General features: G+C 39.0%; 14 protein-coding genes and 1 riboswitch. Of the genes, 3 read left to right on the plus strand and 11 right to left on the minus strand.

All coding sequences use genetic code 11. The features are described from left to right. Position 1: 1 nt before the first annotated feature. The 11 genes from recB to rppH form a co-directional block, all read right to left on the minus strand. A complete protein-coding gene (recB, locus tag D7029_RS15335) occupies positions 2–3613 on the minus strand; it encodes an exodeoxyribonuclease V subunit beta (protein WP_194951143.1) in 3612 nt (1203 codons plus the stop codon). After that, positions 3610–6498, minus strand: a complete 2889-nt coding sequence (gene ptrA, locus D7029_RS15340) for a pitrilysin (RefSeq protein ID WP_194951144.1) — start codon at positions 6496–6498, stop codon at positions 3610–3612. The genes recB and ptrA overlap by 4 nt, the downstream gene beginning before the upstream one ends. Before the next feature lie 15 nt (positions 6499–6513). Continuing rightward, positions 6514–9897, minus strand: a complete 3384-nt coding sequence (recC, locus tag D7029_RS15345) for an exodeoxyribonuclease V subunit gamma (protein WP_194951145.1) — start codon at positions 9895–9897, stop codon at positions 6514–6516. Positions 9898–9912: 15 nt separating this feature from the next. Next, positions 9913–10254, minus strand: a complete 342-nt coding sequence (locus tag D7029_RS15350; protein WP_228766698.1) for a hypothetical protein — start codon at positions 10252–10254, stop codon at positions 9913–9915. Beyond that, positions 10242–10703 carry a DUF2509 family protein gene (locus D7029_RS15355; RefSeq protein ID WP_194951146.1) on the minus strand — a complete coding sequence of 154 codons (462 nt, stop codon included), beginning with the start codon at positions 10701–10703 and terminating at the stop codon, positions 10242–10244. Before D7029_RS15355 ends, D7029_RS15350 begins: the two co-directional genes overlap by 13 nt. Then, a complete protein-coding gene (locus D7029_RS15360; protein ID WP_194951147.1) occupies positions 10700–11344 on the minus strand; it encodes a prepilin peptidase-dependent protein in 645 nt (214 codons plus the stop codon). The genes D7029_RS15355 and D7029_RS15360 overlap by 4 nt, the downstream gene beginning before the upstream one ends. Beyond that, on the minus strand, positions 11338–11847 hold the full coding sequence (locus D7029_RS15365) for a potassium:proton antiporter (RefSeq protein ID WP_228766699.1): 510 nt from the start codon (positions 11845–11847) through the stop codon (positions 11338–11340). Before D7029_RS15365 ends, D7029_RS15360 begins: the two co-directional genes overlap by 7 nt. A gap of 230 nt (positions 11848–12077) precedes the next feature. Beyond that, the gene (locus D7029_RS15370; protein ID WP_088494673.1) at positions 12078–12929 is read right to left on the minus strand and encodes a thymidylate synthase; all 852 of its coding nucleotides are present in this window, start codon (positions 12927–12929) and stop codon (positions 12078–12080) included. 45 nt (positions 12930–12974) lie between these two features. Next, positions 12975–13865 carry a prolipoprotein diacylglyceryl transferase gene (gene lgt / locus D7029_RS15375; protein ID WP_194951148.1) on the minus strand — a complete coding sequence of 297 codons (891 nt, stop codon included), beginning with the start codon at positions 13863–13865 and terminating at the stop codon, positions 12975–12977. Positions 13866–13944: 79 nt separating this feature from the next. Continuing rightward, complete coding sequence (gene ptsP / locus D7029_RS15380) at positions 13945–16191, minus strand: phosphoenolpyruvate--protein phosphotransferase (protein WP_088494671.1); 2247 nt, start codon at positions 16189–16191, stop codon at positions 13945–13947. Between the two features lie 8 nt (positions 16192–16199). Beyond that, positions 16200–16730 (minus strand): RNA pyrophosphohydrolase, encoded by a 531-nt coding sequence (gene rppH / locus D7029_RS15385; RefSeq protein WP_036934096.1) that lies wholly within the window; start codon positions 16728–16730, stop codon positions 16200–16202. 112 nt (positions 16731–16842) lie between these two features. Next, positions 16843–16940: riboswitch (TPP riboswitch) on the plus strand. Between the two features lie 115 nt (positions 16941–17055). Here rppH and thiB point away from each other — a divergent pair. The 3 genes from thiB to thiQ are packed head-to-tail and all read left to right on the plus strand — an operon-like array spanning position 17056 to position 20292. Further along, positions 17056–18018, plus strand: coding sequence for a thiamine ABC transporter substrate binding subunit (gene thiB / locus D7029_RS15390; RefSeq protein WP_201161583.1), 963 nt, complete (start codon positions 17056–17058; stop codon positions 18016–18018). After that, entirely contained in the window at positions 17994–19598 is a 1605-nt protein-coding gene (gene thiP, locus D7029_RS15395; RefSeq protein ID WP_194951150.1) for a thiamine/thiamine pyrophosphate ABC transporter permease ThiP, read from the plus strand. The genes thiB and thiP overlap by 25 nt, the downstream gene beginning before the upstream one ends. Further along, the gene (gene thiQ / locus D7029_RS15400) at positions 19591–20292 is read left to right on the plus strand and encodes a thiamine ABC transporter ATP-binding protein ThiQ (protein WP_075671766.1); all 702 of its coding nucleotides are present in this window, start codon (positions 19591–19593) and stop codon (positions 20290–20292) included. The genes thiP and thiQ overlap by 8 nt, the downstream gene beginning before the upstream one ends. Positions 20293–20314 lie beyond the last annotated feature (22 nt).

Below are 20314 nucleotides of genomic sequence, written 5' to 3' on the forward strand. Positions count from 1 at the left end.
TTTATTTCTCACCGACTACATCAAGTTTGCTACTTTTACCTGTAAATAGTGAATCTAGAGCCAAAACAAAAGCCTCATCAGGTAAATAAGCATAAACTCCATTTCCGGGATGCGCTTTGTCTATACCTCGTAAGAAGAGGTAATAAATTCCGCCAAAGTGGCTTTGGTAATCATAATCAGGGATGCGCTGTTGTAAAAAACGATGTAACGCTAAGGTATAGAGTTGATATTGCAAGTCGTAGCGATGATCCATCATTGCATTCATCATCGCTTCTTGTGTGTAATCCTCACTCGATTCACCTAACCAATTCGATTTATAATCCACAACATAGTATTTACCTTCCCAAGAAAAGACTAAGTCAATAAAGCCTTTGAGCATCCCTTCTACTTGTTGAAATTGCAAAGCTGGACAACGTTTTGATAGTGGATCAAACTGGCTAATTAATTGAGTCAACTGGGTTGATGATACCTCTTTTTCAATAGGCAAATAGAATTGTAATTCATCAAGTTGTTGTGATTTTGGGATATCAGCAAGACACAATCCTTGAGTATTAAGAGGTGTATGAAATAGCGTTTCCATCCATGAAACTAAAAGAGGAGCCCACTTTTCATCAAAACCTTGAGCTGTCAATTGTCCTTGCATCCACAGTTCATCAATAGGTTGTGAAAAATCTAATACTTCCAGCAAACTGTGTAAGAACGTTCCTGCTACTGCCCCACGAGGGAAATGATGAATTGAATTTTCATCAACCTCCCCTTGTTGCTTCTCACCTTTAGCATCTGTATCAAGCCCCGGTGCGATAGATTGCACTAAAGCCTCAATATCACCTAAATCAAAATGAGAATTACGATTTGAATGCTGATAGGTTAACCCTGAATAACTCGTTATACGCCAGTTATCATGGATCTGGCGTTTAAATATAGCAGCCTCAAGTTTTGTTTCAGCCATTAATTGAGGCTGATAACGATGTGCAGATATATTATCAAGCGTTGTTACACTGATATTATCATCTAATAAAGCATGGATTGATTGATGCAATAATTCACTATCGCCTTCTTCACCTAGCTGTAATAAATATCCTAAAGCATTTTTATGCAGATCGGTAAGCCCTGACTTACGTTTAGTCCCCTTAACAAGAGGAGCAACACCAACATAACAGCAGAATTTAGATCGTGTTAATGCGACATAAAGTAAGCGTAAATCTTCAGCTAAGCGCTCTTCATCTGCTAAACGCAAACTTTCAGGTCGGCTAAAAATATCTAATTTTGCGTAAAATTTCTCTCTATCATGATAAAGCGCCCCTTTCTGCTCTTGATAATTACAAGCAAAAGGTAAGCAAACGATAGGATATTCAAGGCCTTTAGATTTATGGATAGTACAAATCCGCACAAGGTTTCGGTCGCTTTCCAAACGCATTTGTTGGCTTTCAGACTGCGCATCGGGATGAGAAATCTGTTGTGCTAACCAACGAATAAGGGCGTGTTCACTATCAAGCTGTAATGATGTTTCTTGTAATAGTTCACCGATATGCATGATATCTGTAAGCCGACGTTCACCATCAATGCTTGCGAGCAAGTTTTCCGCAATCTGATTATCCATCATGATTTTACGCAACATCGGTAAAACACCACGCTTTTGCCATAGTACATAATAATCAGCAAATTTCTCTACGTAGCTATTCCAGCGCGCTTCACTGCGGTTCAGATCATCAATTTGCTTCGCGCTAAAACCAAATAATCGGCTAGCTAAAGATGCCCTTAAGACTCGCTCTTTCTCCGGTGTTACAACTGCTTGTAATAACCAAAGTAGATCTTTAGCTTCATTGGTTTCAAATACACTTTCACGATTGGATAAAAACACCGATTGTATCGAAAGTAAATTCAGTGCATCACGAATAAGTACGGCTTCTCTACGGCTACGCACTAACACCATAATATCAGCAGATGTAACCGATTTTTTTGTATCTTGTTCAATCAGCCAAGCTTGTTGCCGATCCCCAGCTGATAACCAATCACGAATTTGTGCAGCACATTGTGCCGCCATGATTTGTTCATAATTTCCCGTAGAAACGCTTTCACCTTCAGCAAGCCAAAAATTAAAAGGAGAAATCGGTTTATCATGGTAAATAAAAGCCATGTCTTGGTTTTTTTCAGCTGAACTTACTTCAATAAAAGGGATATGCTCAAATAAAAATGGAGCATTCGAACGCATAAAAAGTTTGTTAACTGCATTCACCATACCCGGTGCAGAGCGCCAGTTAGTGTTTAATGTGTAGTGATGAGATGTCTGCTTTCTAGCTTGAATATAAGTAAAAATATCCGCACCACGGAAAGCATAAATTGCCTGTTTAGGATCACCGATAAACAACAAACCGCTGTTTTCATACTCACCATAAATCGCATCAAAAATACGATACTGTTGAGGATCTGTATCTTGGAATTCATCAATCATTGCTACTGGATAGCGTTCACGAATGGCTTGTGCTAAAGCTTCACCACCTTCACGTTTCAATGCTCTATCTAAACGTGTTAATAAATCATCGAATCCCATTTCGCCACGACGCATTTTTTCATTTTCAATACCTTGGCGTATTTCAGGGATCGCGTTGACCAAAATAACATCACGCAAAGTCAAACTCTGCTTTGTTAATCGTTCAATTTCAACGAACAGAATATGCTCTGGCGCTGGACCTTTAGTCGCCTTCTCATTCAATGTTTCTTGAGAAAAACGAACTAAACAATCAGGTAATTGATAGCTTTTAGTTTCTAGTGTTGACGCCCACAAAGTGATTTCTTCAATCCATTTAGGTAAGAAACGACTGCTGTAACTACGTTTATCGACACCTGAAGCCGTTATCCATGCTTCAACTTCATGATGATGTTCATTCCAACGAGTTTTAACATTATTAATTGCTTCGATAACCGCTTGATGACGCTCTTTTACTGATTCGTTTTCGCTATCTAATGCCACACCTTCTATTTCAGGCATTTCACCTTGTAAATAAGGCTGTATTTCATAAAGCAGTTGTTCTGGGCCAGACCAAATCTGGCTTACTGCATTAGCAACATCATAAGAAAGTGGATAACAATGGCGACGCCAGAAGTCAGCACATACCCGTTTTTTGAGCTCATATTCATCTTGGATCAAGACTTGTTCAAACAAGACTCCTGATTCAAAGGCATTGTTCGCCAACATACGCTGACAAAAGCCATGAATAGTGTAAATAGCTGCTTCATCCATTTGGCGTTCAGCTTCTAACAACCACTGTGCCGCTAGCTCTTTATTAGGTATCTGTTTGAGTAACTCGTGGTAAGTATTATCACTACTTTCAACATCGTGACGGATACAGGCAAGTCTTAGTTCATGAATATTTTTACGAATACGTGCTCGTAATTCATCTGTCGCCGCATCCGTAAATGTTACAACTAAAATCTCTTCAACACTGAGAGGGCGGTAAAATGCAGATTCTCCGCCTAATCCAAGAAGCAGCCGTAAATACAACAACCCTATTGTATAAGTTTTCCCTGTTCCCGCAGACGCCTCAATGAGGCGTCTTTGGTACAGAGGAAGCGTATACGGGTTTAATGGCTGTGCCTGTATCACTTCACTCACTCTTTAATTTCCTCAACAGGTAAGGTTTTTTGTAATTCACTTACTGTGGTGTAACGCTTCCATTGTTTATTTTCTGCGTAATCAGCATCTTTGCCATCTTTACCAATAACTTGAGAAACAAAAATAAATCCGTTAGGTTTTATAATTGCTTTTTCATAAAATTCAATAGCTTGTTTTAACGTAACCTTATTAAGCTCTGCTAAGAATTTTTCACGGCCATCATATTTTAAGTTATTACGATGGAAGTCATTTCGATAAAGAGAAACTTCTTCATAGAACGTTTGAGGTGGCTGTTTAACTTCGGTAATAATCGCTTGTTTATACTGATTAAAATCAGCTTCGTTCATTTTTTTCAAACGTTCGTAAGCTTGCTGATAAAATGCGTTATAGCGCTCATTTAAGTAGACAGGTGGTTTTGCATTACTTTGTAGTAAAAAGCCGATACCTGATTGCTCACCCATAGTGCCTTGATAAGCAAATACGGCGTAACCTAGTTGCTCTTCTGTTCTTAATTGATCATAGAACCAAGGTTTGATAACTGAGGCTAGCACTGAAGAAATTGCCTGACCTTCAAGTCGGCTATAACCTGTCGGGATATAAAGCTCACCTAATGCATTATCTGTACTCTTCGATTTATTTTGGAATTCAACTGCATTTAATTTATTGAATACTAATGTTTCACCGATCCAATATTCTGTGCCTTGATTACCTAATAATTCGTGTGCAGATTTAGCAATATCACGGCTTTGCTCTGGTGTTAAATTACCAATAATCAGTGCTTGAAGTGCCGAATTTTTAATGACTTCACGGCGATTATCAATAATATCTTGTAGTGTAATTGACTCTAATGCTTTGATTTTATCAGCTTCTTCATAATACGGGATCGTATTTAATCGGCGAGCTGGCAGCATAGCGGCTTCAAATGCTTTTAAGTTATGAGTCACTTCAAGCTGTTCACGATACCAAGATTTAGCCTGATCTAGTTCTTCTTGAGTTGATTCAAAACTCATATAGCTTTTCAGTGTCGCATTAACTAATTCTGGTAAATGTTGTGTATACCCATTCATTGAAAAATCAATGCCTTGCCCTGATGAGGATGAGATATTCATTCCCGCAACAGAAGCTTGGTAAGATAATTCACTTAATGCTAAACCAGCAAGATAATCAGTTAAGGTTTGCGTCACTTGCTGCTTAACAGTAATGTCTGATTTCTTATTCACTAAACTTAATGTCACACTGGCTTTAGGCTCATCAGAAAAATAGTGTGATGGCATATAAAATAAGCGAGCGCTTTTATCTTGCCACAACAATTGTGGTTTGATGATTTTGCTGTCCGCATCAATTAGTGAAAGATTATCAGGAATGTAAGGGTTAAGTGCTGGCAGTGATAATGAAATATCGTCTGATAATGCTTGCCATGTTTTTAATTGCTTATCTGTGATTTTATCAACCTGATAAGGCGCATTAACAAAATAGGCTTGTTTGTTAGAAGGTTCATTAGGACTAATTACCCAAATACGAGCCTTCTCTGGTGTAAGAGAATCAAGACGAGAAAGGATCGCTGAAGGTTCATAATTATCAGCAATATAGTCTGCATCTAGGATATTTTTGATTGGATAACGCAGCATCATATCCGAAATACCTTCTATGTAATTCATATCTCTTACAATAGAGCCATAACGGAATGAGAGATCTAATACATTCGCAATTTCATTAAAGTAGCGCTGACTGATACCTTCTGTTTGAATTAAACGAATATATGCAAAGATAGCAGAAATCACTTTGTCTTTTTGCGCTAAACCTTTATCTGTCAACGCGACATAAATCGTAAATGAGCCTTGGTTACGATCAATATAAGGCTCTGAAGAGGCACTAATACTTTCAGCCAAGCCTTGATCTTGTAGCCATGTTGCCAATGTGCCCGCGCTACGATTACCGATTAAATAACCAATATATTCATCAGATTTACTACGAAAATCGGCAACATTATTATCAATACCAAATTCAATCTGTAAGGTTTTTTGCGGCAAAGCAGGTACAAGATGGATCATTAACCCTTTTTCTTTATCCGTCATAGCAGGTACTGTTGTGACAGGCACGTCAGCCTTTTTATTCGGGATACGAGCAAAAGTCTCTGCGGCTAATTTAGATAATTCATCAAGTGATTTATTACTATAAATAACACCATTCATTAAATTGCCAGAATAGTGTGTCTGATAGAATTTAATCAATTCATCTTGAAGCTTACTATTTGGTTTATCACTTAATGTTTCTAGATTCCCCCCCATAAAGCGAGAACTTGGATGTGCTGGGTTTAAAGTTTCTGCTCTGACTTGCCAAAAACGCATACCATCGCGTGCGCGCGCCATTGTTAATTCAGCATTAACAGCATTACGTTCACGATCTGCGTTTTTAGGATCAAGTAAAGGTTCAGCTAAAGCATCAGCAAGGCGATCTACCGCTTCATTAATGGCACTATTTTCTACTTCTAAATAGAACGCAGTGCGGTAAGTCGTTGTACTCGCATTATGAGAGCCGCCATTCTTTTGTAAGAATTCAGACATACTGCCTGATTGAGGATATTTCACCGATCCCATTAGCACCATATGCTCTAAATAGTGCGCAAGACCTTGCTGACTATCTGGATCTTCTAATGCTCCAACAGGTAATGCCACAGCCGTTAATGATTTAACTGCCTTTTCATCAGAAACCAGTAATACGGTCATTTCATTAGGTAGTTTAATCGCTTGATATTGCCGTGGATCGCTCTCACTTTTTTCAATACTATCTGGCAATACTTGCCAGAGAGGATCAGCGGCAAAGCTGTTGATACTCACTAGCATCAATAGCAACATGATCCATAGTTGCGAGAAGTATTTTCTCATCTGATATGAGCTCCCTTATTTTTTCAGAAATGGAATTATTGGTTTAAATATTGTTAATGCCGTCTGTTTGACTGTTTGTAAAAAAAGTTCATCTAATTGAGAAAAAGCACGCTGAACATACATGTCACTCATTTCACCATCTCGATTATAGCTATCCGTTAAATGTTGCATCAGTACTAATTCTGCTTTTTCAAGAGTCTCTTCATCATCAAGTAAAAACTCTTGTGATTTTTTATCATAGCAAGCTTGTAACCAAGCCCAGCCACTTTTCGCAAATAGCGCTAATGGGCTGTTTAACCCTTGTTTATAGTCACTGATTAACTTGTCTAATGTTGCATAGGCAAACTCAGGATCAACGGGTAATAAACACCATTGAGTCTCTTTTCTACCGTAAAACCGACTCTCACCAGTGCCCTCTTTCAAGCAATAAACTAGGTGCTCAATCCAAAGTTGCAATAAGTCATTAGCTGTTAAGCTGGCAGGTCGCCAACGTAATAAACCATCAGCTTGTACCTCATTTAAACGACCAATCAATGGTATTGCACTAAAGCTTTGCTCTAATGTGACAGAATGTGTGGCTAATCGTTCACTTCTTATCTTTTCAGCTAAAGGAAGTAATTCCTCTATTTGTTGCTCCCAATAGATTTGACCAAAAGCACTTGCTGGAAGTTGTCCTGCTGCTTTGATACGCTCAAACAGTGTTTCTGTTGAGGTTTGATCAATCAATGCTTTTAATAACCATTGATTCAATAGATAACGTTGAAGTGCATTGACCACAAATGGCTCTTCTTCGGGTAATTCTGTTTCTTCAATAACGAAATTTGTTTTTAATCTTTGTTGGAAAAAAGCACGAATAGGATGACGATAAAAACGTGCCAGTGCATCAACAGAGACTTTATCTATTGTGTCGTCATCATTAAGTGGTTCGATAAAACTTTGATGAACCTCCCCTTGCCCACTAGCAGCAGGCAGCCATTCGGAGGCATAAGAACGAAAGGAAGCACCTATACGGAAATTTTCTTGAGCAAAAGGAACACGGCTATGTTGTGTTAATAAACGCTGATTTACACGAGTCGCACTGTCATCAACATTGAGTTCACCATCCTCTGGTAAACGGAAATTTTGCCCAATATAATCTTGTAATTCTTTGATTAAGACGGATGGATTACATTCTCGATCGTCACGAATCGATTTTCCAATATAGCTGATATAAAGGTATTTTTCAGCTGAGCTAAGCGCTTCAAGGAATAAATAGCGGTCATCATCACGACGTTTTCTATCACCACGACGGCGTTTTTCCGCCATTAAATCAAACCCTAGCGGCTGAATATTACGAGGATAAATACCATCGTTCATGCCTAATAAACACACCGCTTTAAAGGGAATGGAGCGCATAGGCATTAATGTACAGAAATTAATACTACCAGCCAAAAAGCGTTGACTGATTTTTTCATCATCGAACCGCACTGTTAATTCATCACGAATAAGAACTAGCGGAATTTCATTTTGATATTGCGCTTTCAATCCGTTTTCAATCACTTTTTGCCATTGTTGGATAATAAGCGCTAAGACTAATTCCGTTTCTTCATCAGACTCAAAAAAGGCATCAACTAATTGTTGCCCAACTTCTAGCCAAGCTTCTAATGAACGAGTTTCACTCAAACGTGTACGCCAATCACTTAATGTATAAAGAAAATCAGCGAGATGCCCTGCAAGTTCAGCGACTAATCCACTGGATTCATCGTAAGGAAGAACGCCTTTCCAAGGACCATTTTCACTTTCCATCGCATAGCCAAGCAACATGCGCAGTAAGCCAAATTCCCACGTATTTTTACCCGTAATAGGTAATAAGAATGAAGCCACATTCTCATCATCTAATCCCCAGCGTATACCTGACTCATCAACCCAACGACGCAGTAGTTTTAATTCATTTTCAAAAATAGAGAAATGCCCAGCTAAAGCAGGAACTTCGAGTAGTGCCAATACTTGTTCGGCAGTAAAACGGCTTTGAGGAAGCTCTAATAACGTAATAAAAGCTTGTAATACAGGGTGTGCTTGACGCGCTTTTCTATCTGAAATAGCAAAAGGAAGATAACGTTCTGAAGGCGCATTACCAAACACAGCTTGAATATAAGGTGTATAGCTATCAATATCCGCAACCATCACAATAATATCACGCGGCAGCAATTCAGGGTCTTGCTCTAACAAATGCAGTAATTGATCTTGTAGCACTTCCACTTCGCGCTGTGGACTATGGCTAGCATGAAAAGTCAGTGAATAATCATCTGGCGAAATCACACGTTTATTTTCACTACACTCATAAGTTTCAAGTGTTGTACCTAATTGTGAAAAATCTTCTAAATCAAGGATGTCCGCCTGCAACTGGTGAAGTAAGTTATCTCTTGGGATCTCAACAAACGCATCCAACACATCGGTGTATTCAAGTTCAGAGAGGAAATAAAGATTATCTTTACCTAATTTTCCCCATGATGCTAATAGCGGATTACCAATATTTTGCTCACCTTCGTCATTAAATAACGAAGAAGCATTTATTTCATCTTTAAACCAAGGGGATTCATGTAATTGTTTATAATGGCGTGGTTTTCTACTATTAAGACGAGCGAGAAATTTAGGATCTTGGATATCTCCCCAATAGTAACGGCAAGGGTTGGTAAAAAGTAAATAGATCTCGGTATGACGTCCAATAGCCTGTAACGCCTGCAAGTAAACTTGAGGTAACGCTGAAATTCCACAAATAAAAATACGAGGTGGAAAACAGTGCTGAAGCTGCCCTTCTTCTGCATTATTTAATGTAGAGATAAATTGTTGATAAAGATTAGAACGATGCCATTGAGGCTGATTAAGATCTTTTGTGTATTGCTGTAATGCTACCCACAATATTTTTTGCCAGCGTTGATTTTCACTCAGCCCTTCGATTAACTCATCTTTTTCCCACGAAGCTAGCCAATCTGAACGATAAACTAAATATTGGTCAAATAAATCAGCCACACGCCCCGCTAACTGGTGAAGCTTACGTTTATCTTCATCATCATTTAAATAATGCAATAAAGGTTTAAATTCTTCATGAGATAAAAATTCAGGAAGCAATGCCATTAATTTCCATGTCATGGCATCTTTAGAAAAAGCGCTTTCTTTAGGTATACCTGATAATACCCGAGTAAACATTTCCCAAATAAAGGTCGCTGGTAATGGATAATGGATATTAGCAGCAATACCCAAACTTTCGGCAAGCTGGATTTGTAACCACTGAGACATTCCGGGGCTTTGTACAAGGATCACTTCTTGTTCAAAAGGAGAAGAAAGTGGTCTGGTCTGCATAAAGTGCACCATAAGTGACTTTAGTAATGATAACTGATTTGAGTGATATATATGAAACATCAGATCCTCATCTTATTAATAGCATGACCAGTAATACAGACTTATTTTGGGTAATGCGTGATTCTCAACATAACCTTCTATTTGCTGACAACCTTCAGACTGCAAAAGTGAGCGTGTCATTATTTTTCGGTTAGATGCGAAATAGTCAGGTGATTTATCAGACATTTGTTCAAATAAAACAAAAAGTTCCTGCCCTACCTGCTGAATTTGAATTAACTGCTGAAAATCAGCTTTTAATGATTGACTATACCCTATAATAGCGACAAAACTAATATTAAAAAACAGTAATATAAACATTGTATTAAGTAAAATAGAGCCATTTTCTGATTTATTTTGACTGTTATCTATAACGCACACTCCTTATGCACTAATGGGCAATAATCTAGCCATCCATTTGGATGTGCAACAATAGATTTATTTTTGTCCTTCGAAAAACCAACCCATTGATAATGATATATTTTATAACCCTTTAAGCTTTCTGCTTGCCCTTGTAATAAGCCCTTTTCCAAAGAGAGCAAAAATAAACAGCTTTTTATTTTAGGGTCTGCATGAAAATGACGGCATTGCCATTTATTTAACTGTGACGACGAAATTTCCCAATTCAGCTTTATTCCCCACACTAATGCGGATTCAGCAAATAAAAAAGCTTGTCGTGCTTGTAACTCTTGCATCACTATTTGTTGAGACTGCCGGTAATAATAAGCAAAACTCCCAAGTGCTGATAAGCTCATAACAATAAATCCCATTACGACAAGTAAGCTTGCAAACCCTTGTTCCCTTTTGTTGTGTGTTAAATCAATACTCATAACGTGGTCACATTCCTTAACCGAATGTCATTCTGATAATGTGACTTCACAGCAGGAGATTGTTTTAAATGAAATTTTAAAGAGACTGAAAGGTAAACAAGGGGCTTATCTTTAATAAAATGTCGTCTTGAATAAGGGCGCAAAATAAACTCTGTCACTTCAATCTCATGACTTTCAAAAAATCGTTGCCATCCTGAAGAAGCACAATCTTGTACTCCTCTTAATTGCTCCAATTGCCCATTTTTAAGCCGATAACCAAAATAATCACTCTCTTTTGAAGAAGGTGCATCCCATCGACCATTGCTGTTTACGTCATAAGCAAAAATAACGCAGGAGTTTTTTTCTTGATAAGGATACTGTCCTATTTTTAAAGGTGAGATTTGCCCTCTATTTGACTGCAATGCATGAGTACAATCACCATGACAATACCCAATGCGCCTTAGTTGTGTTTCTAGTACCAATAACCGTTCTCTTAAAAAAATATCTAATTGGTATTGTTGGTAACAATGGTGCAGTGTATTCATTACTTGAGGGTAAGCTCGACTAATACAAAGAAACAGACCCCCACTAATTGCCATGGCAAAAAGACACTCCATCAGCATCATGCCAGATGAAAATGAGAATATTGATCGCTTTAACATGGCGAAAATACCTTAATTTTCTGGCTACATGCTCTTATTCTGCCTAAAGATGAAATAACAACTTTCACTTCACCTTCTGAACCTTGAAGCACAAAACTCATTGGTCTTAAGGTTTGACGAATACCCCCAAACGTAAAATTTGAGACGGTTGATTGTTTAAGTTGAATACCAGACGCTAATTGAAAAATCGTTTGTTTTTCAGGTGAATGTCGCAGAGGAAAAGGAATAGCGACGACTTTGTTACTGGGCGATAAATGAAGTGATATTTTAATTTTTATATTAAATAGTAGCGCTTGTTGTCGCTGATAAGAAAGAAAGGCTATGGTTTCTCGCACACTATGTATCAATTGACGTTGATGAATAAATTGCTGATAAGTCGTGATTGATAAGTAACTTAGAATCGAAGTGATCATCATGACAATAAGCATTTCAAACAGGCTTATCCCAAATTCACTCTCTTGTTCAAGTTTTCTATTTAGGTTTATTTCCATGTTACTGTTCATTTTTTCTCCTTTAGATCCTGCAATTGAGAATGCAGCTAAACCTTTGTAAGGTAAATAAAAGAGAGTGTTTTTTTCGAACAATGACGCAGTAACAATATTTTCAGAACAAATACAAAAAATGATTTTCAACAATATTGAGCTGACTTTAATTTATTGAATTTAAAGTTAATGATAGAAATAAAAAAGCCCCTGTTTATCACTAAACAGAGGCTTTAAATGCAAAAGAAAAATTAAACCGTAAATGGATATTTTATCGCTTCATGGCACTGATAACCTTCAACGGTAAAATCATCTGTTGTTACCCACGTTTCAATATCTTCCAACGTTTTAATTTTTGGATTGATATGTAATGTTGGTAGCGGCAATGGCTCTCTTTTTAGTTGTACATCTCGCATCAGTGGTAATTGATTTTCATAGATATGTGCATTGATTATCTTATGAAATGCTTTACCTGGCTTATGCCCTGTAATTTGAGCCACCAGCGCTAATAACACAAAGCACTGTATTTGGTTGAAATTCAAACCTAATGGCACATCGCAGCTACGTTGATAAGAGGTTAAATAAAGCGTATCACCCACTAATGAAAATGTGTGTGTATGCATACAAGGACGCAAACAACCTAGCTCAGTTTCACCCGGGTTATAGAACGTTACGATTTCGCCACGATCATCTATACCCTTAGTCAAGTTATCTATCACTTTACGTAGTTGATCAAAATGGGAGCCATCTGGGCGTTGCCACTGACGTCCTTGAACGCCATAAACACGCCCCATATCGTCTTCACCTTTACGATGAGGGTTATTTAACCATGCCCCATTTTCATTAGCGTTTGCATTCCATGTATTACAACCAATTTCACGAAATTGCGCTGCGTTGTCGTAACCGCGTAAATACCCTAACAACTCTGCAATTGCAGCTTTATAGAAGCTTTTACGTGTCGTTATCAACGGAAATTGGTTATTTGCAACATCATATTCCAGATCGGCATTAATCACCGTTAAACAACGGGTTCCTGTCCGTTTATTATCAATCCATTGTCCTTCATCGATAATGCGTTGACACAATGCCAGATACTGCTTCATGTTGTCTCTCTTGTAATTAGCTAATAATAAAAAATTTATCTCACACTATTTGTGAGCAGGTGTTGGATTTTGTGGTGTTTTTTTATTTTGACGATAAGCCCATACCATAAAAATAATACCCAACAAAATCATTGGAATTGAAAGAATTTGTCCCATACTCACACCACCAAATAATCCTAGTTGTGCGTCTGGTTGACGGAAGAATTCAACAATAATACGGAATGCGCCATAACCAATAAGGAATAAACCTGACACACTGCCTATTGGACGACTTTTGCGCACAAAGATATTCAGAATAATAAATAACACCACCCCTTCTAATAGCATTTCATAGAGCTGTGATGGGTGACGAGGTAAAACCCCATATTCTTGAATGATTGGCAGTAGTGTTGCTGGATCTTGGGCAACAAGCTGGAGATCTGCAGAACGCGAGGTTGGGAATAAGAAAGCCCAAGGTGTATCGAATGTGACGCGTCCCCATAATTCACCGTTAATAAAGTTACCAACACGACCTAACCCTAAGCCAAATGGAATTAATGGTGCAACAAAGTCTGCCACTTGGAAGAATTTACGTTTAGTACGTTTAGCAAACCAAATCATGGCACAAATTACCCCAATTAAACCGCCGTGAAATGACATACCGCCATCCCACACTTTAAAGAGGTAAAGAGGATCATTTAAAAAGACAGGTAGGTTATAGAATAAAACATAACCTAAACGACCACCGATAAACACACCCACAAAACCAACATAAAGTAATGTTTCAACTTCATTTTTAGTCCAACCACTATTCGGTTTTGCAGCTCGACGGTTTGCAAGCCATAAGGCAAAGACAAACCCAACTAAATACATCATACCGTACCAGTGTAATGACACAGGCCCGATAGAAAACATAACAGGATCGATCTCTGGAAATTTAAGGTAGCTTATACTCATTATTCCCTACTTCACTTAATCAATAATTTCTGTGCTGGTCATTTATTACCAACATAGAAAAGGCTTATACGAAGGCTTACTAGATACCTCCGCGAATTAATCCACCTAATCCTTGCCGTTCCATAAATTCAGAAGACAATTTTTTAATTTCTGTTGCTGTTTCAGCTTGCAACACCTGTTGCATAAAAGGCTGTAACATCACAGGATCAAGATGGCGCAATAAGTATTTTACCCTAGGTAAACTACGACCACTCATGCTTAACTGCCTAAAACCGAGCCCTATTAACAGCAATGCCCCTATTGGCGTGCCCGCCATTTCACCACAAACACTCACTGGCAACTGATAATATTGGCATTGTGTTGCAATCAAATTCAGTGAACGCAATAACGCAGGATGCAAATTATCATAGAGTAATGCTACATGGGTATTATTACGATCGACTGCAAGTAAGTATTGAGTCAAATCGTTTGTTCCAACAGAGATAAAATCAACCCGATTGGCTAATTGTGACAACATAAACACCAATGAAGGTACTTCAAGCATAATACCTAACGGAGGTGGAGCACATTCACATTTTAGCTCTCGACTCACTTCATCACATGCTCGTAGCAGTAATGTTCTAGCTTCGTCAATTTCATCAATACTTGTCACCATCGGCAACAATATTTTCAAATTTTTAAATTCGAGGTTTGCTTTTAGCATTGCGCGTAGCTGAATAAGGAAGATTTCCGGTTGATCGAGCAATATTCTTATTCCTCTCCAACCTAAGCAGGGGTTTTCCTCATTAATTGGCATATAAGGAAGTTGCTTATCAGCACCAATATCTAGAGCACGTAATACAACGGGTTTATCAGGGAAAAAAGAGAGGATCTCACGGTAGCGATTTTTCTGTTCATCTTCTGAAGGAAAACCACTTTGTAGCATAAAAGGGATTTCTGTTCGATATAAACCAACGCCATCGATTCCAACACTAATGCGTTGTTCATATTTTATATTTAATCCCGCATTCAGTTGAACGCTAACTGCCTCACCATTTTTTAAAACCGCTTGCTGTTCAAGCTGCTCTTCTGCAATTTGGCTTAATACACTCTCTTCATCAATAATTTGTTTATATTCTTGAGTAATAAAAGGCTCGGGCTCGATAAAAATCTCACCACGATAACCATCAAGAATAAGCATTCGATTATGTAGAAGCTCAGGCTGGATATCCGCCCCCATAATTGCGGGTATGCCCATTGCTCTAACAAGAATGGCTGAATGCGAGTGAGTTGCACCATCTCGAACAATTACACCAGCAAGTTGTTGCTCAGGTAGTTCTGCCAATAAACTTGCACTTAATTCATCAGCCACCAAAATAAAACGCTCTGGCCAAATATTGGTTGAGCTTAGATCATCATCTAAATGGAATAATAACCGACGCCCTAATGCTTTAAGATCAGACGCTCGCTCTCGCATATAACCATCTTTCAGGCTAGAAAATTGGGCAGCGACTTTCTCAACCACCACTTTGACAGCCCATTCCGCAACATATCCTTGTGTAATGATTGCGGTCATTTTATGTTTGAGCTGAGGATCGTTAAGTAAATGCGAGTAGAGATCAAAAATAGCAGCGCTCTCTTTTTGTGCATTCGCCATAAAGCGCTTACTAAAGCGGCGACATTCTGCGGTCGCATCTTCTAAAGCCACCGTAAGTCGATTTAATTCTGCTTTTATATCAAGGGCACTGGCTTTAAAAACATTTTCAAGAATAGGTTGAGAAACTTCTTGCCAGCCATAAGCCATGACCACGCCAGTAGAAACTGAAAGTGCTTTAATACGACTTTGACGATATTGCCCAAAAAGTCCTTTAGTTTGTACTTGCGATAATGTGGCACCAAGCTGGGTCGCCAGCGTCACCATAAAAGATTCTTCGCTCTCATTAAATAAGCGACGCTCTTTTTGCTGAACGACTAATACACCAAGGAGTTGGCGACGATAAACGATAGGAACGCCAAGGAAAGCGCGGAGATCGTCTTCTTTAACTTGAGGAAGGTATTTAAAACTAGGATGTTCACGAACATCAGCGAGGTTGATAAGTTCTGAAAGACGACCCACTTCACCAACAACGCCTTCATCAAATGAAAGGCTAACGGCTCGCCCTCTAGGTTTTTTTAACCCTTTGGTCGCCATAAGATAAAAACAACTACGTTGTTTATCGGCAAGATAAATAGAACACACATCCGTGTGCATTGCCTGACACGTTTCCTTGACTAAGAGTTCAAGCGCTTCTGGAAGCCCTGCTGCCATAGCCACTTTTTCTACAATTTCTCGCAAACGTGTCAGCATAGTGTTATCTAATACCTTTTACGCCGATATCCATACGATGGACGCGGTAAAGACACTTGTTCTTGCAACGGCATGACTACTGGTGCGAACTCTTTCATTACACGTCGATAAACATCGCGTTTAAAAGAGACGACTTGTCGAACTGGATACCAATAACTCACCCAACGCCAGCCATCAAATTCTGGCGTTTTGCTTTGTTGAACATTGATGTCTTTATCATTACTTGTTAACTGCAAAAGGAACCAACGCTGTTTTTGTCCAATACAAACAGGTTTTGTGTCCCAACGCACCAAACGCTTAGGTAACTTGTAACGTAACCAGTTACGTGTGGAGGCAAGAATTTTGACATCCTTGCGACTTAACCCAACTTCTTCGAACAACTCTCGGTACATTGCCTGCTCTGGCGATTCTCCAGGGTTAATTCCTCCTTGAGGAAACTGCCATGAATGTTGCCCATAGCGACGAGCCCAAAGCACTTGCCCTTGCCGATTACAAATTACAATCCCTACATTCGGGCGGTAGCCATCATCATCGATCACTAGACTACCTCAATAACCAAATTTGAAAGATAACTCATTGTTTCATACTACTCACAGACGGTAAACCTCTATCAACAGACTTTGCATGGCTCGCGTATTTATCTACAATGGGAAAGTCTCAACGGGGTGCCTTTCTATTTCTAGGCTGAGAAAAACTCGTGGAACCTGATCCAGCTAATACTGGCGTAGGGATTTGAGTCAGGATGTTGCAATATTCATTGGCTTGCCATCCTCACTCCTCAGATCCTACCTGACTTTTACTGAGGAACTAAACGTGTTAACTAAATCGCTTCGCTTTACTTTCCTGCTCGGCGCACTGGGCATTATGAGCACTTTTTCGACTCAAGCCTTAGCACAAAAACCCACACTCACTGTTTACACTTATGATTCATTTACCGCAGATTGGGGTCCGGGACCTGCAATAAAAAAAGCGTTTGAACAGCAATGTGATTGTGAACTAAAACTGGTTGCTCTGTCTGATGGTGTATCTCTACTTAATCGCTTACGTATGGAAGGTGATAAAAGTAAGGCGGATATTATTTTAGGATTAGATAACAACTTGATCCACGCAGCAAAAGAAACCGGACTTTTTGCACCAAGTAATATCGATACATCCAAACTCACTTTACCTGAAAAATGGACTGACGATACCTTTGTACCTTATGACTACGGCTACTTTGCTTTTATTTATGACAAAAACCGTGTCCAAAATCCGCCAAAAAGCATGGCTGAACTCCTAAACAGCAAAGAACAATGGAAGATCCTCTATCAAGATCCTCGTACCAGTACTCCAGGTTTAGGTTTAATGTTATGGATGCAGTCGCTTTATCCTGAAAACACCGCTACTGAATGGAAAAAATTGTCAGAGAAAACACTGACAGTCACTAAAGGTTGGAGTGAGTCTTATGGCTTATTCTTAAAAGGCGAAGGTGATTTTGTGCTTAGTTACACATCATCCCCGGGTTATCACATTCTAGCGGATAAAAAAGATAACTATGCCGCAGCGATTTTTGATGAAGGACACTACTTACAAGTCGAAGTTGCCGCAAAACTCAAATCGAGCAAACAACCTGAATTAGCACAGCAATTTATGCAGTTCATGTTAACCCCTGCATTCCAAGAAACGATACCTACTACCAATTGGATGTATCCTGTTATAGATATGCCATTACCTGAAGTCTATTCTTTAATGCCTAAACCTGAAAAATCATTGCAATTTGATGCTGAAATTGTCGCAAAAGAGCGCCAGACATGGACTCGTAATTGGCAATCTGCGGTCAGTCGCTAATGGGAAGATGGCTTATCCCGGGGCTATGTGCCTCGGGTTTACTGCTTATTGTGGCGTTATTGTCATTTGGCGCATTGTGGTTTAATGCGCCAAGTGGTGAGCTGTCCTCTATTTTTGCTGATGAATACTTATGGCATGTCGTTCGCTTTACTTTCTGGCAAGCCTTTTTATCTGCACTATTTTCAATATTACCTGCTATTTGGCTCGCCAAAGCACTCTATCGACGCCAATTTAAAGGGCGAACACTCTTTTTACGCCTATGTGCAATGAGCCTTGTGTTACCCGTTTTAGTCGCCCTTTTTGGTATTTTAACGGTTTATGGCAGAGTAGGATGGATTGCTCAAATTTGTGAATGGCTAGGGATCGACTACCAATTTACGCCTTATGGTTTGCAAGGTATTTTATTAGCTCACATCTTTTTCAATATGCCATTAGCAACCAGAATGCTATTGCAAGCACTTGAAAGCATCTCATCAGAGCAACGCCAATTAGCCTCACAATTAGGTATGAATGGCTGGCAACGTTTTCGCTTTCTGGAATTTCCTTATTTATGGCGACAAATGCTCCCCACAGCATCACTGATTTTTATGCTCTGCTTTGCAAGCTTCGCTACGGTGTTAGCTTTAGGCGGAGGTCCCGCAGCAACAACGGTTGAACTCGCTATTTATCAAGCATTAAGTTATGACTACGATTTACATCGTGCTGCGCTTTTAGCTCTGATCCAGCTTTTTTGTTGTTTAGGCTTAGTGCTTATCAGCCAAAAGCTAAAAGGCACTCTTTTTGTGGGAAGCAGTCAAAAACTGCATTGGCGTGATCCCTATGATCCAATCTTTAGCAAAATAACCGATGGTTTGATTATCACCCTTGCGATCCTCTTTTTGGTGCCGCCCATTTTGGCCGTGATCACTGATGGTCTTAATAGCCAATTTCTACGTGTTATACAACAGCCTGTACTTTGGCAAGCTTTTACAACTTCACTGATTATTGCCGTTGGTGCGGGTATTGTCTGCGTTGTATTAACAATGATGTTGCTATGGAGTAGCCGAGAGCTTCGCTTACGCCATTTTAAAAAAGCAGGACAAGCCATGGAAATGAGTGGTTTGATTATTCTGGCGATGCCGGGCATTGTGTTGGCAACAGGATTTTTTCTGTTATTAAACAATACAATTGGATTACCTGAATCACCTTATATTTTAGTGATTTTGACCAACGCATTAATTGCCATACCTTATGCCTTAAAAGTGCTGGAAAATCCGATGAATGATATCGCTTCGCGTTATGGCCTTTTATGTCAGTCACTGAATTTGCAAGGAATAAACCGGCTTCGTTGGATAGAACTACGTGCATTAAAAAAACCAATCTCACAAGCGCTTGCCTTTGCTTGTGTTATTTCTATTGGTGATTTTGGTATTGTTGCCCTATTTGGTAATGAAACATTTAGAACATTGCCTTTCTATCTTTATCAGCAAATTGGCGCTTACCACACACAAGATGGTGCAGTAACAGCCATGATCTTATTGCTACTTTGCTTCTCTCTTTTTAGCCTAATAGAACGATTAGCTGGAAAATCTCATGATTAAATTAGAGCACCTTGCTTACACCTATGAACACCAACATCTCTTATTTAATCTAACGGTTAATGCAGGAGAACGCATTGCTGTATTAGGTCCAAGTGGTGCTGGTAAAAGTACATTACTCAGTTTAATTGCTGGTTTTTTGCCATCAGAAAAGGGAAGTCTGTTTCTTAACGGGCAAGATCATACAAAAACAGTACCCGCAAAACGCCCTATTTCTATGTTATTTCAAGATAATAATTTATTCCCTCACTTAACTGTAAGGCAAAATATTGGCTTGGGATTAAATCCGGGATTAAAGCTGACTGAAGATCAAAAAGCGCTATTAGAGAGTCGAGCAGAGCAAGTGGCACTTAGTGAATATCTTGAACGTTTACCTTCTCAATTATCAGGTGGTCAACGTCAACGTGTTGCTATTGCTCGTTGCCTTGTTCGTGAACAACCTATTTTGTTACTTGATGAACCTTTTTCTGCACTCGATCCCGCTTTACGCATTGAGATGTTGGCACTACTAGAGCAACTTTGCCGTGAAAAAGCGTTAACCTTATTGATGGTTTCTCATAGCTTAGAAGATGCAGCAAAAATCGCCTCAAGAGCGATTGTGATAGATAACGGTATGATTGTGTATGATGGAAATACACAATCACTAATAAATGGTGAAGTGGATCAATCACTTATTTTAGGTATTCCGTTTAATTAAGCTCAGCCAAAATTAACTGTAT

The organism is Proteus vulgaris (assembly GCF_016647575.1).
GTDB lineage: Bacteria > Pseudomonadota > Gammaproteobacteria > Enterobacterales > Enterobacteriaceae > Proteus > Proteus mirabilis_B.

What these genes read in the sequence shown, in the direction of transcription:
- ptsP (WP_088494671.1), bottom strand. Translation starts at nt 16,191, where the DNA reads ATGCTGACACGTTTGCGAGAAATTGTAGAAAAAGTGGCTATGGCAGCA.
- thiQ (WP_075671766.1), top strand. Translation starts at nt 19,591, where the DNA reads ATGATTAAATTAGAGCACCTTGCTTACACCTATGAACACCAACATCTC.
- ptrA (WP_194951144.1), bottom strand. Translation starts at nt 6,498, where the DNA reads ATGAGAAAATACTTCTCGCAACTATGGATCATGTTGCTATTGATGCTA.
- D7029_RS15365 (WP_228766699.1), bottom strand. Translation starts at nt 11,847, where the DNA reads ATGAACAGTAACATGGAAATAAACCTAAATAGAAAACTTGAACAAGAG.
- recC (WP_194951145.1), bottom strand. Translation starts at nt 9,897, where the DNA reads ATGTTTCATATATATCACTCAAATCAGTTATCATTACTAAAGTCACTT.
- D7029_RS15370 (WP_088494673.1), bottom strand. Translation starts at nt 12,929, where the DNA reads ATGAAGCAGTATCTGGCATTGTGTCAACGCATTATCGATGAAGGACAA.
- D7029_RS15355 (WP_194951146.1), bottom strand. Translation starts at nt 10,703, where the DNA reads ATGAGTATTGATTTAACACACAACAAAAGGGAACAAGGGTTTGCAAGC.
- thiB (WP_201161583.1), top strand. Translation starts at nt 17,056, where the DNA reads ATGAGCACTTTTTCGACTCAAGCCTTAGCACAAAAACCCACACTCACT.
- lgt (WP_194951148.1), bottom strand. Translation starts at nt 13,865, where the DNA reads ATGAGTATAAGCTACCTTAAATTTCCAGAGATCGATCCTGTTATGTTT.
- D7029_RS15360 (WP_194951147.1), bottom strand. Translation starts at nt 11,344, where the DNA reads ATGTTAAAGCGATCAATATTCTCATTTTCATCTGGCATGATGCTGATG.